The organism is Nitratireductor thuwali (assembly GCF_036621415.1).
Taxonomy (GTDB): Bacteria; Pseudomonadota; Alphaproteobacteria; order Rhizobiales; family Rhizobiaceae; genus Chelativorans; species Chelativorans thuwali.
Genome location: NZ_CP030941.1, coordinates 2,034,365 through 2,047,448, shown reverse-complemented (window position 1 = coordinate 2,047,448; position 13,084 = coordinate 2,034,365). Strand labels below are relative to the sequence as shown.

Annotated in this window: 15 protein-coding genes; 3 read left to right on the top strand and 12 right to left on the bottom strand. The window is 63.9% G+C overall.

All coding sequences use genetic code 11. The annotated features are described in order from the left end of the window. Nucleotides 1–106: 106 nt before the first annotated feature. Entirely contained in the window at nt 107–763 is a 657-nt protein-coding gene (locus NTH_RS09885; protein WP_422392434.1) for a YggS family pyridoxal phosphate-dependent enzyme, read from the top strand. Between the two features lie 45 nt (nt 764–808). On the opposite strand, the gene NTH_RS09880 is transcribed toward NTH_RS09885, so the two are convergent. Further along, nucleotides 809–1,081 carry an aspartate-semialdehyde dehydrogenase gene (locus NTH_RS09880; RefSeq protein ID WP_338531860.1) on the bottom strand — a complete coding sequence of 91 codons (273 nt, stop codon included), beginning with the start codon at nt 1,079–1,081 and terminating at the stop codon, nt 809–811. Nucleotides 1,082–1,355: 274 nt separating this feature from the next. Between NTH_RS09880 and acs the strand changes: the two genes are divergently transcribed. Further along, nucleotides 1,356–3,311, top strand: a complete 1,956-nt coding sequence (gene acs / locus NTH_RS09875) for an acetate--CoA ligase (protein WP_338529855.1) — start codon at nt 1,356–1,358, stop codon at nt 3,309–3,311. Nucleotides 3,312–3,677: 366 nt separating this feature from the next. Here acs and NTH_RS09870 read toward each other — a convergent pair whose 3' ends face one another. The 4 genes from NTH_RS09870 to NTH_RS09855 all read right to left on the bottom strand — a co-directional run bounded on the left by NTH_RS09870 (nt 3,678) and on the right by NTH_RS09855 (nt 6,636). Then, on the bottom strand, nt 3,678–4,385 hold the full coding sequence (locus NTH_RS09870) for a helix-turn-helix transcriptional regulator (RefSeq protein ID WP_338529854.1): 708 nt from the start codon (nt 4,383–4,385) through the stop codon (nt 3,678–3,680). A 12-nt stretch (nt 4,386–4,397) separates the two neighbouring features. Further along, a complete protein-coding gene (locus tag NTH_RS09865; protein WP_338529853.1) occupies nt 4,398–4,766 on the bottom strand; it encodes a VOC family protein in 369 nt (122 codons plus the stop codon). A gap of 110 nt (nt 4,767–4,876) precedes the next feature. Next, the gene (locus NTH_RS09860) at nt 4,877–5,461 is read right to left on the bottom strand and encodes a DJ-1/PfpI family protein (protein WP_338529852.1); all 585 of its coding nucleotides are present in this window, start codon (nt 5,459–5,461) and stop codon (nt 4,877–4,879) included. Nucleotides 5,462–5,832: 371 nt separating this feature from the next. Further along, on the bottom strand, nt 5,833–6,636 hold the full coding sequence (locus NTH_RS09855) for an SDR family NAD(P)-dependent oxidoreductase (protein WP_338529851.1): 804 nt from the start codon (nt 6,634–6,636) through the stop codon (nt 5,833–5,835). Between the two features lie 160 nt (nt 6,637–6,796). Between NTH_RS09855 and NTH_RS09850 the strand changes: the two genes are divergently transcribed. Then, complete coding sequence (locus tag NTH_RS09850) at nt 6,797–6,955, top strand: hypothetical protein (RefSeq protein WP_338529850.1); 159 nt, start codon at nt 6,797–6,799, stop codon at nt 6,953–6,955. Here the strand turns inward: NTH_RS09850 and NTH_RS09845 are convergent. The 7 genes from NTH_RS09845 to NTH_RS09815 all read right to left on the bottom strand — a co-directional run bounded on the left by NTH_RS09845 (nt 6,952) and on the right by NTH_RS09815 (nt 12,996). After that, complete coding sequence (locus tag NTH_RS09845) at nt 6,952–7,548, bottom strand: nicotinate-nucleotide adenylyltransferase (RefSeq protein WP_338531859.1); 597 nt, start codon at nt 7,546–7,548, stop codon at nt 6,952–6,954. The genes NTH_RS09850 and NTH_RS09845 overlap by 4 nt on opposite strands. 59 nt (nt 7,549–7,607) lie before the next feature. Next, on the bottom strand, nt 7,608–8,894 hold the full coding sequence (locus NTH_RS09840) for a glutamate-5-semialdehyde dehydrogenase (RefSeq protein ID WP_338529849.1): 1,287 nt from the start codon (nt 8,892–8,894) through the stop codon (nt 7,608–7,610). After that, nucleotides 8,895–10,049 carry a glutamate 5-kinase gene (proB, locus tag NTH_RS09835; RefSeq protein ID WP_422392374.1) on the bottom strand — a complete coding sequence of 385 codons (1,155 nt, stop codon included), beginning with the start codon at nt 10,047–10,049 and terminating at the stop codon, nt 8,895–8,897. Nucleotides 10,050–10,086: 37 nt separating this feature from the next. Continuing rightward, entirely contained in the window at nt 10,087–11,124 is a 1,038-nt protein-coding gene (obgE, locus tag NTH_RS09830) for a GTPase ObgE (protein WP_338529848.1), read from the bottom strand. 160 nt (nt 11,125–11,284) lie between these two features. Continuing rightward, on the bottom strand, nt 11,285–11,872 hold the full coding sequence (locus tag NTH_RS09825; protein ID WP_338529847.1) for a GNAT family N-acetyltransferase: 588 nt from the start codon (nt 11,870–11,872) through the stop codon (nt 11,285–11,287). A 120-nt stretch (nt 11,873–11,992) separates the two neighbouring features. After that, nucleotides 11,993–12,262 carry a 50S ribosomal protein L27 gene (gene rpmA / locus NTH_RS09820; protein WP_265516258.1) on the bottom strand — a complete coding sequence of 90 codons (270 nt, stop codon included), beginning with the start codon at nt 12,260–12,262 and terminating at the stop codon, nt 11,993–11,995. A gap of 86 nt (nt 12,263–12,348) precedes the next feature. Beyond that, nucleotides 12,349–12,996: a 50S ribosomal protein L21 gene (locus NTH_RS09815; RefSeq protein ID WP_338531857.1), complete on the bottom strand. Its 648-nt coding sequence runs from the start codon at nt 12,994–12,996 to the stop codon at nt 12,349–12,351. Nucleotides 12,997–13,084 lie beyond the last annotated feature (88 nt).

The window sequence follows — 13,084 nt, the reverse complement described above, 5'->3', positions numbered from 1 at the left end:
TCGGTCGGGACCTTCACCACGCTTTGTGGCGAGCGTCAACTGCAAGGCTCCGATTCGGCTTATGATTGACGGACCGTTTAGGCTGGAGCGACAGACGATGAATGATATGATCGACAATCTGCGCAAAGTCAGGGAGCGGATCGAACAGGCCGCGCGCCGAGCCGGCCGGCCGGCCGGATCGATCTCGCTCGTGGCCGTTTCCAAGACGTTCGAGGCCCGCGACATCCGGCCTGTGCTGAAAGCCGGTCAACGCATCTTCGGCGAAAACCGGGTCCAGGAAGCGCAGGGAAAGTGGCCGGAACTGCGGCAGGAGTTTCCCGACGTAGATCTGCATCTGATAGGCCCCCTGCAGTCCAACAAGGCGAAGGAAGCCGTCGCCCTCTTCGACGTCATCGAAACGGTCGACCGGGAAAAGATCGCCAAGGCACTGGCCGACGAGATGCGAAAGCAGGAAAGGCAACTGCCGGTCTATGTGCAGGTCAATACGGGGCTGGAAGAACAGAAGGCCGGCGTGGACCCGCGCATGGCCGTCGATTTCGTCGACCGTTGCCGGCGGGCCCACGGCCTCACCGTCGCCGGCCTGATGTGCATCCCGCCCCTCGAGGAGACTCCGGGACCGCACTTCGCGCTGCTCGAGAAACTGGCCGGCGAGGCAGGCGTGGAAAGGCTCTCCATGGGAATGTCTGGCGACTACGAAACGGCGATCGCCTTTGGCGCGACGAGCGTGCGCTTGGGCTCCGCCATCTTCGGCAGCCGAAGCTGAGCCTTCATTTCGACGTCGGCCGGCAAGGCCGGCGATCAGCCGATCTCAGTGCAGAACCAGTTCGCCTGTGACGTTGCGCCATTCCCTTTCGCTCACCAGTTCCCGGTGGGTATAGGTTACCGAGTGGAGCGGCCCGTCGAGCTTTTCCTTCCAGAACTCGATGAACCCGTAAAGCGCGGGAAATTTCGGCGCGAGATCGTATTGCTGCCAGATGAAGGTCTGCAGAAGATGCGGATGATCCGGCAGATGATAGAGGAAGTGGGCGGTCGTCAGGCCGTAGCCTTTCAACATCATCTCCATATCGGCATGTGGACGCATCGATTCCCTTTCCGATTCGTTGAACATAGCCATATTTTGTCCTCGTGTGACTTGACCGTCTATAACCAAAATGCTCCTAGGGCCGTAAAAGTTTCATGAAAGCAACATGTTAGCAGCCACCGCGATCTGCTGCTAACAGCCACGACCCCTCGGCTGCCAGTCCGGCCATCGTCTAATGTTGTGGTGACCGCGAGAATGTTAATAATGCGCGCGAAAGCGGGGCGCCTCTTGCGCCTGCCGCGGCTGTGCCGTGCATTCATCCGGAGGAGGTATCATGTCCGAAGTACACGTTCATCAGGTCAAGCCGGAGTGGAAGAAGGACGCTCTGATCGACAAGGACACCTATGAGAAGTGGTACAAGGACAGCATCGACGACCCGGAAGCCTTCTGGGCGAAGCACGGCAAGCGCATCGACTGGTTCACGCCGTTCACGAAAGTGAAGAACACGTCCTTTAACGGCGACGTCTCCATCAAATGGTTCGAGGACGGCACCACCAACGCCTCCTACAATTGCATCGACCGCCACTTGGAAAAGCGCGGCGACCAGACCGCGATCCTCTGGGAGGGCGACGATCCGGCCGAAGACCAGAAGATCAGCTATCGCGAGCTTCATGAGCACGTGTGCCGGCTTGCCAATGTGATGAAGTCGAACGGCGTGAAGAAGGGCGACCGCGTCACGATCTATATGCCCATGATACCGGAGGCCGCCTACGCGATGCTGGCTTGCGCCCGCATCGGCGCGGTCCACTCGGTCGTGTTCGGCGGCTTCTCGCCCGATTCGCTGGCCGGCCGCATCGAAGACTGCAGGTCCGATTTCGTCATCACCGCCGACGAAGGCCTGCGCGGCGGCAAGAAGGTCCCGCTCAAGGCAAACACGGACAAGGCCATCGAGATCGCCGAGAAGGCCGGCGCCAAGGTGCGCAACGTCCTGGTCGTGCGCCGCACCGGCGCCGACGTGAACTGGGTCGACGGCCGCGACCTGTCCTATGACGATGAGACCTCGAAGGCGTCGACGGATTGCGAACCGGAGAAGATGAACGCGGAGGATCCGCTCTTCATCCTCTATACCTCCGGCTCCACCGGAAAGCCCAAGGGCGTGCTGCACACCACCGGCGGCTATCTCGTCTATACGTCGATGACGCACCAATATGTATTCGATTATCACGAAGGCGATATCTACTGGTGCACCGCGGATGTCGGCTGGGTGACCGGCCACAGCTATATCGTCTACGGCCCGCTGGCCAACGGCGCGCAAACGCTGATGTTCGAGGGCGTGCCCAACTATCCCGACGCCTCGCGCTTCTGGCAGGTCATCGACAAGCACAAGGTCAACATCTTCTATACCGCCCCCACCGCCATCCGGGCGCTGATGGGCGCCGGCGACGATCATGTGAAGAAGACCTCGCGCAAGTCGCTGCGCGTCCTCGGCACGGTCGGCGAGCCGATCAATCCGGAAGCCTGGGAATGGTACTACAAGGTCGTCGGCGACGAGCGCTCGCCCATCGTCGACACCTGGTGGCAGACGGAGACCGGCGGCATTCTCATATCGCCGTTGCCCGGTGCGACGGACCTGAAGCCGGGTTCGGCCACGCGTCCCTTCTTCGGCGTGAGGCCGCAGCTTGTCGACGGCGACGGCAAGGTTCTGGAGGGCCCGGCCAGCGGCAATCTGTGCATTGCCGATTCCTGGCCCGGGCAGATGCGCACCGTCTATGGCGACCATGAGCGCTTCATCCAGACCTATTTCTCGACCTACAAGGGCAAGTACTTCACAGGCGACGGCTGCCGCCGCGACGAGGACGGCTATTACTGGATCACGGGCCGGGTCGATGACGTGATCAACGTCTCCGGCCACCGCATGGGCACGGCCGAGGTGGAATCGGCGCTCGTCTCGCACCCGAAGGTCTCCGAGGCGGCGGTGGTCGGCTATCCTCACGATGTGAAGGGCCAGGGCATCTATTGCTACGTCACGCTGATGTCCGGCGAGAAGGGTTCGGAGGAACTCAAAAAGGAGCTGGTGGCCCATGTCCGCAACGAGATCGGGCCGATCGCTTCTCCCGACAAAATCCAGTTCGCGCCCGGCCTGCCCAAGACCCGCTCCGGCAAGATCATGCGCCGCATCCTGCGCAAGATAGCCGAGGACGACTATAGGGCGCTCGGCGACACCTCGACGCTGGCCGACCCGGCCGTCGTCGAGGACCTCGTGGAGAACCGTCAGAACAAGCGCGGGTGAAGGCAGGTTCCGCGTTGCGAGCCGGAGGCGCCGGAGCCCTCCGGTTCCGCAGCCCGTTCTTCTCGCTATTTGGATTGTGCCGAGTAGGGAACCGACATCCTACGGATTCCGCCTCTTGCAGATGACGGCGTTAGGCTCCACATTGCGTCCATCAGCAACGAAACGAAAGGAGGTGATCCAATGTCGAGTGATTTCCGTTCAAGCGTGGTCTCGATGGATTGCCTTTGCGGGGAGCAGTCTTTCCGCTGAAGCGCATGAAACGCGGACGGGCCTGTTGATGCCCGCCATGGCCGCGTGAGAATACGAAAACACGGGGGCTGTCCGAAAGGACAGCCCTTTTGTTATCCAGTGCCGAGGTGGCCTGGATCACCTGTCGTGGCCGTTGCCGGAGCCCTCCCGCAGCTCCAACCGGCGGTAGAAATCCCCAAGCTGTTTGCCGCGTTCGGGCTTGAAAGTGCGCCCGGCTTCGCTCATCACCGCGATACGGTCGATGCGGAAGGCACGGAAATCGCTGCGCAGCTCGCACCAGCCGACCAGCGTCCAGACCTTGCCCCAGAACCACAGTCCAAGCGGGCGCACGTCCCGCAGCGTGCCGCGGCCGGCCTCGTCGCGATAGTCGAGCCGCAGCACCCGCCGCTGCTCGATCGCTTTTTCCAGTTCGTCGATGATGAGGCGCTCGGCATCCGAGATCACCCAGTCGGGCGTGTGGATCTCGGTTCGTGAAATGCGCTCGCGCTCGGCTTCGGGCAACACGGTGCCGATCTTGACCAGCGCCTCCTCGGCCGCCCGGGCCATGGCCGCGCCGCCGAAGGCACGCACCATGCGGGCTCCTGCCACCAATGCCACGATCTCGTCGCGCGTAAACATCAGCGGCGGCAGCTCGAAGCCTTCGCGCATGAGATAGCCCACGCCCGCCTCTCCGTCGATCGGAACGCCGGTCGACTGAAGATCGGCAATGTCGCGGTATATCGTGCGTTCCGAAACTTCCAGCCGCTCGGAGAGTATACGGGCCGTAACGAGCCTGCCTCCGCGCAGATGCTGGACGATCTGGAACAGCCTGTCCGCCCGTCGCATGAGGGACAATCCTTAGTTGAACAAGCCAAAGCTATTACCGTCGGGGTCGAGACAATACACGAATCGTCCCGCGGGTATAGGCACGATGGGGGAAACAACCTTGCCGCCATTGCCCTCCACGCGCGCCATCGCGTCCTCGAGCGGAGCCGCAACCGATAGGTGAATCGTGATCCCCGTTCCCTCGGCAGCCGGCTTGCCGGGATAGATATGGCCGGCGACCGCCTGGTCATCCTTCGCCGCGAACCGTGCCATCGGATTGGGTCCGTCCATGTCCGTAAGGGTGTTTTGAAGAACGGCGCCGTAAAAGGCACGGGCCCGGGCCATATCGGTTACCGGTATCTCGAACCAGACTGCCGCGTTGTCAGGGCTGTACTCGCTCATCGCGCCTCTCCATGTCCTTTGTCATGAGGCCTTATCGCACAGCCCTCCTGACAACATACCGTCAGCAGGGTGCCAACGAGGCGAAGGAACCAGCTGTGCCGCAGCGGGCCCTATGCGTGCTCGCGCGCCATGAAGCTCTGCATTTGCTGCACGACCTGCTCCTGGTCGGGAAACACCAGCCGCAGGAAGCTCGCCGCGAATGTCACGGGAGCCGTTCCGGCCGCGCTGACGATACGGCCGTCGGCGACGGCTTTCGGCGTATCGACATAATTGGCCGCGCCGGCATAGCCGGGCGCATGTTCGTTGATCCAGTCGCGGTCGTTGCTCGTGTGCTTCACATTTGCGAAAAGGCCGGCCTTGGCGAGGGGCAGCGTGGCCCCGCAAATTCCGCCGATGACGCCGCCGCGCCCGGCCATTCTCTTCAGCAGCGGCGCAACGTCAGGCGCATCCGCCGAGGCCCAGCGATCAGAGCCGATAAGCGCAAGGGCATCCAGATCTTCGTTTTCCGCCGGGTCGATGTCGCGATCCGCACTCACCTGGAGCCCCGCCGCCGAACGAACAGGCTTGCCATCGGGTGTCAAGGCGACCACGCGCGCGCCCAGCCATTCTACCGCCGAGGCCGCCAGCAACCCGTATTCCCAGTCGGCCAGGTTCTCGATGAAAACCACTCCGATCGTCTTTTGCTGATGTGTCATGGGTTCTCCTGTCAGGAGGCGGTTGTGAAAAAGCGCGACGGATGCTCCGAAGCCGGTTTTCATCGGCACCGTGCCCGGACCGATAGTACGTCACGATGCCGATTAGCGAAACATGATCTACATCCGGCGGTTTCGCGCCGGCGGTTCCCACCCGATGTCGTCCTGGAGATGGCGGGGCAGATCGTTCATGATCCGCTCACCGACGCGTCGGCGACGGCGACGCCGCCAGCCCTGGGCCCAACCGGCAAGGGAAGACAGAACAGTGTTGTCGAATAAGGGCATTTCTCATCCTCCTCAGTGATGTGACTGCCCGTATCGCACACTCGTCATGACAACATTCTGTCAGGAGAGACGCGGTATGATTTTCCCTCCTACGCCTCGTCCTCTTCGCCGTCCTTCACCGCCACCGTGTAGTTCAGCGGCAGCCGGCCGCCATCGGCGTAGATGGTCTGGCCGGTGATGTAGCTCGCATCGTCGGAAGCCAGGAATGCGGCGATCGATGCGATCTCCTTCGGGTCGCCGATGCGCCCCAGCGGTGTGCGGGAGAGGATGCGGTTCTTGGCGGCCGGATCGGCATTCACGCTCGCCAGCATGTCCGTCATGATGGAGCCGGGGCCGATGGCGTTGACGCGGATGCCATAGGGCGCCAGCGACAGCGCCATCACCTTGGTGAGCTGATTCACGCCGCCCTTGGAAACTGAATAGGGCACCTGGTTGGCAATGGCGAAGACCGCGTTTACCGATGACATGTTGACGATGACGCCAGGCGCGCCGCCGCCCTTCACCTTGTCGGCCATATAGCGAGCCACCGCCTGTCCCACCATGAACGTGCCCTTGAGATTGACCTTCAGAACCCGGTCGAAATCCTCTTCCTTGATGTCGAGGAAGTCAGCTCCGTGCACGATGCCGGCATTGTTGACGAGGATGTCGATGTCGCCCAACGTATCGATCGTCGATGCGACGAGGTTGTGCACGTCGAGGCTCTTGCCGACATCCGCCTTGACGAACCGCACTTCGCCGAACTGCTCCAGATCCGCGATCGCGCGGGCACCCTTCTCCGCATCGATATCGGCGATGACCACGCGCACCCCCTCCCGCAGCAGCCGCTCTGCAATCGCATAACCGATGCCGGTCGCCGCGCCCGTGACGATCGCCGCCTTGCCATCCAGTGCCATTGTCTCACCTCATCGTTTCACATGCGCGGGAACCTGATCCGTCAGGCGTCCGAGGTCAAGACGGCTTTGCCTCTGCCCCATAGGCTTCCGTGCGTTGGGCCCTTTTGACATTGCCGTGCGCCCCGTGCACAAGAACCGCTCCTCATTTCCTGGGTTGCCGATGACCAAATTGCTCTCCCTGCTGATCGTGGCGATGATGGCCCTGCACCTCATCCGCCCTCTCGGCCTGCCGGGGTTGAGAAAGCGCCGGGATTTCTGGAAGCTGGCCGTGCTGGCCCTGGCCGCGATGATGATCACCGTCGCGCTGAGCCACACCTAGAGCACCGCGCTCCGGACCGTTTCACGCAACTGTGTCGACGACAGCGATGAGCGCGGGCCATGAACGAAGGTCCAGGCGGGCGGCGACAGGCGGGCCAGCAGCGGCGCGTCGTCCTCGTCGATGCGCGCCTGGTCGAATACCTTGGCCATTTTCGACGACAGGAAGGAGAGCGTCGCGCCGGGCCGGTCGAAGACGGCGATGGGCACCGAGCGGACAATCTTTCGCCAGCGTTCCCACCGGTGGAAATCGCGCAGGCTGTCCGCTCCCATCAGCCAGACGAAGTTGACGCCGCGATTGCACGCCAGCACCAGCTCGATCGTATCGGCGGTATAGCGGATCTTGTGCGCCGCCTCGAAGGCAGTGACCTTGATGCGCGGGTCCTTCGAGCATTCCCGCGACAGGGCGATGCGTTCGGAAAGCGGGGCGAGCGCGCTTCTGTCCTTGAGCGGGTTGCCCGGCGTGACTATCCACCAGAGTTGATCGAGACGCAGCCGGCGCAGCGCCGTTTCCGCCACCAGCGCATGGCCGGCATGGGGCGGATTGAACGATCCGCCGAACAGGCCGACGGCCATGCCTTTTTCCACATGGGGCATGCGCAGGCACGAGGCCGGAACGCCGAACAATTCAGTCGCCACGACTTCTCGACGGGAACTCACGGGCGGGTCTGACCGGCGCCGCGGACGCGGTACTTGAAGGAAGTGAGCTGCTCCACGCCGACCGGGCCGCGCGCATGCATCTTGCCCGTGGCTATACCGATCTCGGCTCCCATGCCGAACTCGCCGCCATCGGCGAATTGCGTCGAGGCGTTGTGCAGGAGAATGGCCGAATCGATCTCGTTGAAGAAGCGTTCGACCGCGGCGGCATCCTCCGCGACAATGCCTTCCGTATGGTGCGACGACCAGGTTTCGATGTGATCGATCGCGCCCGCCACGCCGTCCACCAGTTTCACGGATATGACCGCGTCGAGATACTCCGTCGCCCAATCTTCCTCGCTCGCCTCGCCGGCATCGGGGAACAGGGCCCGGACTTCGTCCGTCGCCCGGATTTCACAGCCGGCGGCAGCCAGTGCGGCAAGCACCGGAACCAGATGCGTGTCCGCCGCGGCCCGGTCCACGAGCAAGGTCTCGGCGGCACCGCAAATGCCCGTCCGGCGCATCTTGGCGTTGACAGCGATGCCTATCGCCATTTCCCGGCTGGCGGACCTGTCGATATAAAGGTGGCACAGCCCCTCCAGATGGGCGAATACCGGCACCCGCGCATCGGCCTGCACGCGCTCGACCAGGCTGCGCCCGCCGCGCGGCACGATCACGTCGAGATTGCCGTCGAGCCCCTTGAGCATTTCCCCGACCGCCGCCCGGTCCGTCACCGGCACGCGCTGTATGGCGTCCTCGGGCAGGCCGGCCGACCTCAGCCCCTCGACCAGTGCGGCATGGATCGCCGCCGAGGAATGAACCGAATCCGAGCCGCCGCGCAATATGACCGGATTGCCCGCTTTCAGGCACAGCGCGCCGGCATCCGCCGTCACGTTGGGCCGGCTTTCATAGATCACGCCGATCACGCCCAGCGGCGTGCGCACGCGCTCGATCCTGAGGCCGTTGGGGCGCTCCCAGGCATCCAGGACATCACCGACGGGATCTTTCAGCACGGCAATGGCGCGGACGCCTTCGGCCATCGACCTGATGCGCTCCTCGTCGAGCAGCAGCCGGTCCATGATTGCGGCGGACAGGCCGGACTGGCGCCCTTGCTCCATGTCGCGCGCATTGGCCTCCAGAATGGCCGGCGCCCGATCCGTCAGCGCCTGCGCCATCGCCTGCAGGGCCTGGTCCTTCGCCTCCGTGGACGCGGTGGAGAGCGGCCGGGCCGCCGCCCGCGCCCGCGTTCCGATCTCGCGCATCATCCCGGCGATGTCCTCGCCGCCCTTGTTGACCGGGTTCAGCATCTATTCCTCCGCTTTCACCGTATCGCCGCGCCTCACGGGCACGGCCAGCACGAGATCGTCGCGATGCACCATCGCGGCGCGGGCCTCGTAGCCGAGCACGTCGGCAATGGCGCTCGTCTTGAGTCCCGCAATCTTGCGGGCGTCCTCGGCATCATACGCGACAAGGCCGCGGCCGGCCTCGCGACCGTCGGGCCCGAGGATAGCCACCGTGTCGCCCCGTGAAAAGCGACCCGAGACCGACTTCACCCCCGCCGGCAGCAAGGATTTTCCGGCTGCGAGCGCATTGAGGGCACCCTGATCCACCCCGATCGTGCCCGCAGGCTCAAGTTGCCCGGCGATCCACGTCTTGTAGGCGCGCACGGGGGTTCCGCTGGGCTTGAACAGTGTGGCGCGCGCGCCTTCCTCGATGGCCCGCAACGGATGCATCGTGTGGCCCGAGGCGATCACCATGGCCGTTCCCGCGGCGGTCGCGATCTTGCCGGCGTCGAGCTTGGTGCGCATGCCGCCGCGCGAAAGCTCCGACGCCGCATCGCCCGCCATCGCCTCGATCTCCGGTGTGATGGCATCGACGACCGGAACGAACGTGGCGCCCGCATCGCGCGCGGGCGGCGCGGTGTAAAGCCCGTCGATGTCCGACAGCAATATCAGGAGGTCCGATCCCATCATCGTCGCCACGCGCGCAGCCAGCCGGTCATTGTCGCCATAGCGGATCTCGCTGGTCGCCACCGTGTCGTTCTCATTGATGATCGGTACGGCCTTCATCTTGAGCAGGGTGGAGATGGTCGCGCGCGCGTTGAGATAGCGCCTGCGCTCCTCCGTGTCGCCGAGCGTGACCAGGACCTGGCCCGAAACGAGCCCCTGTCGGCTGAACTCCTTGGCCCAGGCGCTTGAAAGCGCGATCTGGCCGACCGAGGCGGCCGCCTGTGCCTCTTCGAGCGGCAGCCGCCGCCGCTCCAGCCCGAGCACCGTGCGTCCCAGCGCAATCGCCCCGGACGAGACCACCAGCACATCCGCTCCGGAAGCTGCCAGCCGCGCGATATCTTCCACCAGTGCCTCGAGCCAGGCTTCGCGCAAGCCCGTTTTCCGGTCGACCAGCAAGGCGGATCCGATCTTGACGGTGATGCGGCGGTAGGCGGCAAGGGCCGGGATGCTCATCGTGACGGTTCCCAATGTTGCAGCATCGTCTCGACCGTCACTTCTGCCAGCGGTCGTCCGCGGCCTGAGGATCGCTCTCCTGCATCCGCGCTTCCTCGATGAAGCGCATCAGGGCGCGGAGAACCTCCTCGACGCCCTCCTTCGTCGCCGCCGACAGCAGTAGCGGCCGGGCTCCGGATGCTTCCTGCAAGGCGGCAAGCTTTTCCGCGCGCTCATCCTCGTCCAGCAGATCGGCCTGGCTCAGCGCCAGGACCTCCGGCTTCTCGTCAAGGCCATGACCGTAGGCTTCAAGCTCGCCCCGCACGGTGCTGTAGGCCGCCGCCACGTCTTCCTCCCGCGCGGAGACGAGATGCAGAAGCACCCGCGTGCGCTCGACATGGCCCAAAAACCGGTCGCCGATCCCCACGCCCATATGGGCGCCTTCGATGAGGCCGGGAATATCTGCAAGCACGAATTCGCGCGCATCCACACGCACCACGCCCAGATTGGGGTGCAGTGTCGTGAACGGGTAGTCCGCGATCTTGGGCTTAGCCGCCGTCACCGAGGCGAGGAAGGTAGACTTGCCCGCATTGGGCAGGCCGACGAGCCCGGCATCGGCAATCAGTTTCAGCCGCAGCCATATCCAGGCCTCCTCCCCCGGCAGGCCGGGATTGGCGCGGCGCGGAGCCTGATTTGTGGAGGATTTGAAGTGCTGGTTGCCGAAACCGCCATTGCCGCCGGCCGCCAGGCGGAAACGCTGGCCGACCTTGGTCAGGTCGCAGATCAGCGTTTCATTGTCTTCCTCGAAGACCTGGGTGCCCACCGGCACCTTGAGCACGACATCCGCGCCCTTGGCTCCCGTGCGGTTGCGCCCCATCCCATGGACGCCCGTCTGGGCCTTGAAATGTTGCTGGTAGCGATAGTCGATCAGCGTGTTGAGGCCGTCGACCGCCTCGATCCAGACGTCGCCGCCACGCCCGCCATCGCCGCCGTCGGGCCCGCCGAATTCGATGAATTTCTCGCGCCGGAAAGAAACCGCGCCCGCCCCGCCGTCGCCGGAACGAATGTAGACTTTTGCTTGGTCGAGGAATTTCATGGCGCCGCGTGTCTTTCCGTTTGTCGCTTCGTCTACAGCATCGGCCCGAAAATCGAAATCGATTTTCCGAATGCACGATGGGCGCACGGCGCTGCAGCCGATCGAAAGGCGCGGGAGGCAGCTGGCGTTGGCCAAACGCCTCCCGGCCGTTTCCGTCGGCTTAGGCGCCCCAGCTCCTGAGGCTGACCCAGGTCTTGCGGTCGAGCTGATAGCGCTCGATGGGAACGCGTCCCGCGACCACCGAATCCATCATGCCCTGGCCCACATACTGGAACCCGCATTTGTGGATCACCCGGCGCGAGGCCGCGTTGATGACCCGGCACGACACGTTCAGCCGGTCGGCATCGGTCGCCCGGAACGCCAGATCGACCAGCGCATGCGCCACCTCCGTCGCATAGCCGCGGCCCCAGTAGGGTTCCCCGATCCAGTAGCCGAGCTCCAGGCCGTGCTCGCGGTTGTCGAGCCCGGCGCAGCCGATGAAGGCGCCGCTGCCGGACAGGGCCACCGCATAGTTGCAACCGCCATTGCTGCGGGACTTGCTGCCGCGAATGAAGGTCACCGCGTCCGCGGCGCTATAGGGATAGGGCATGCGCGAGAGCATCTCGGCCACCCGCTTGTCGTTGGCGAGCTCGACCAGCTCGTCCGCATCGTCTTCATGCGGCGGCCGCAGCACCAGCCGCTCGGTCACCAGGACCGGGCACTCTATACTGCAACTTTCGCTCTCGACCTCTTCACTGTCGGCAACCATCGTTTTTCCTCCGGGCAAAAAGAAAGGGGAGATGGCGACCCATCTCCCCTGAACCTTTTCCGGATTTCATCCGACACCGGGTCCCAAGATGGGTCGCCGGTGTTCTTGGTGCGGAACCGGCTACTCCGCTGCTTCGAGAATTGGGTTTACGGATACGTAGGTTCGGCCGTTGGCCTTCTTGGCGAAGGACACATTGCCGGCGTCGAGCGCAAACAGCGTGTGGTCTTTGCCCATGCCGACATTCGAGCCGGGATGCCACTTCGTGCCGCGCTGACGAATGATGATGTTGCCGGCAACGACCTTCTCGCCGCCGAATTTCTTCACGCCAAGGCGCTTGGATTCGGAATCGCGACCGTTGCGCGACGAACCGCCAGCTTTTTTGTGTGCCATGGTGTTACTCCTTTGCGTCCTGCGAACGCCTGGTTGTTCTTATGAACGCCTTCGCGTCCAAATTCAATTCCGTTTTTGAACTGGCCCTACTTTGCCAGTTCCTTGGCCTGTTCGCGCCAGTCCTTGATCTGGTCGGCGCTGAAAGGCATGGCTTCGTCGATCCGCGCGACATCGTCGTCGGAAAGTCCGGCGATCTGCGCGTAGGTGGCGATGCCCTGCTCCTGGAGCTGGCCCGCCGCTACCGGGCCGATGCCCTTGATCTTGGTCAGATCGTCGGGCTCGCCCGCCGGCGCCGTGAACAGCGGAGCCGTGGTTGCCTCGGCCTTGGCTTCGGCCTTCTTCGGCGCGGCCTTCTCGCCGTCCTTCTTGGACTCGGCCTTTGCCGCCGGTTTGGCCGCCGCCTTCTTGGAAGGCTTGGCGCCGCCCGTCAGGATCTCCGAGATGCGCACGGTGGTCAGAAGCTGGCGATGGCCGCGCTTGCGGCGCGAATTCTGACGGCGGCGCTTCTTGAAGGCGATCACCTTCTTGCCGCGCCCCTGCTCCACCACTTCGGCCGCCACGCTGGCGCCGTCCACGAAGGGCACGCCGAGGGTTACGTCCTCGCCCTCGCCGACGATGAGCACATCGCCGAACTGGATGATGTCGCCGGGCTCGCCGGAAACTTTTTCGACCTCAAGGAGGTCATTTGCGGAAACGCGATACTGCTTTCCGCCGGTCTTGATGACTGCGAACATCATTCTGGCCTTTCGGTGTCCGGTCCGGCTTGGGCCGCGCGCACGCTGCCTGCCGTCTTTTTATCAGTCTGATTTAAAAGGCCCGCAG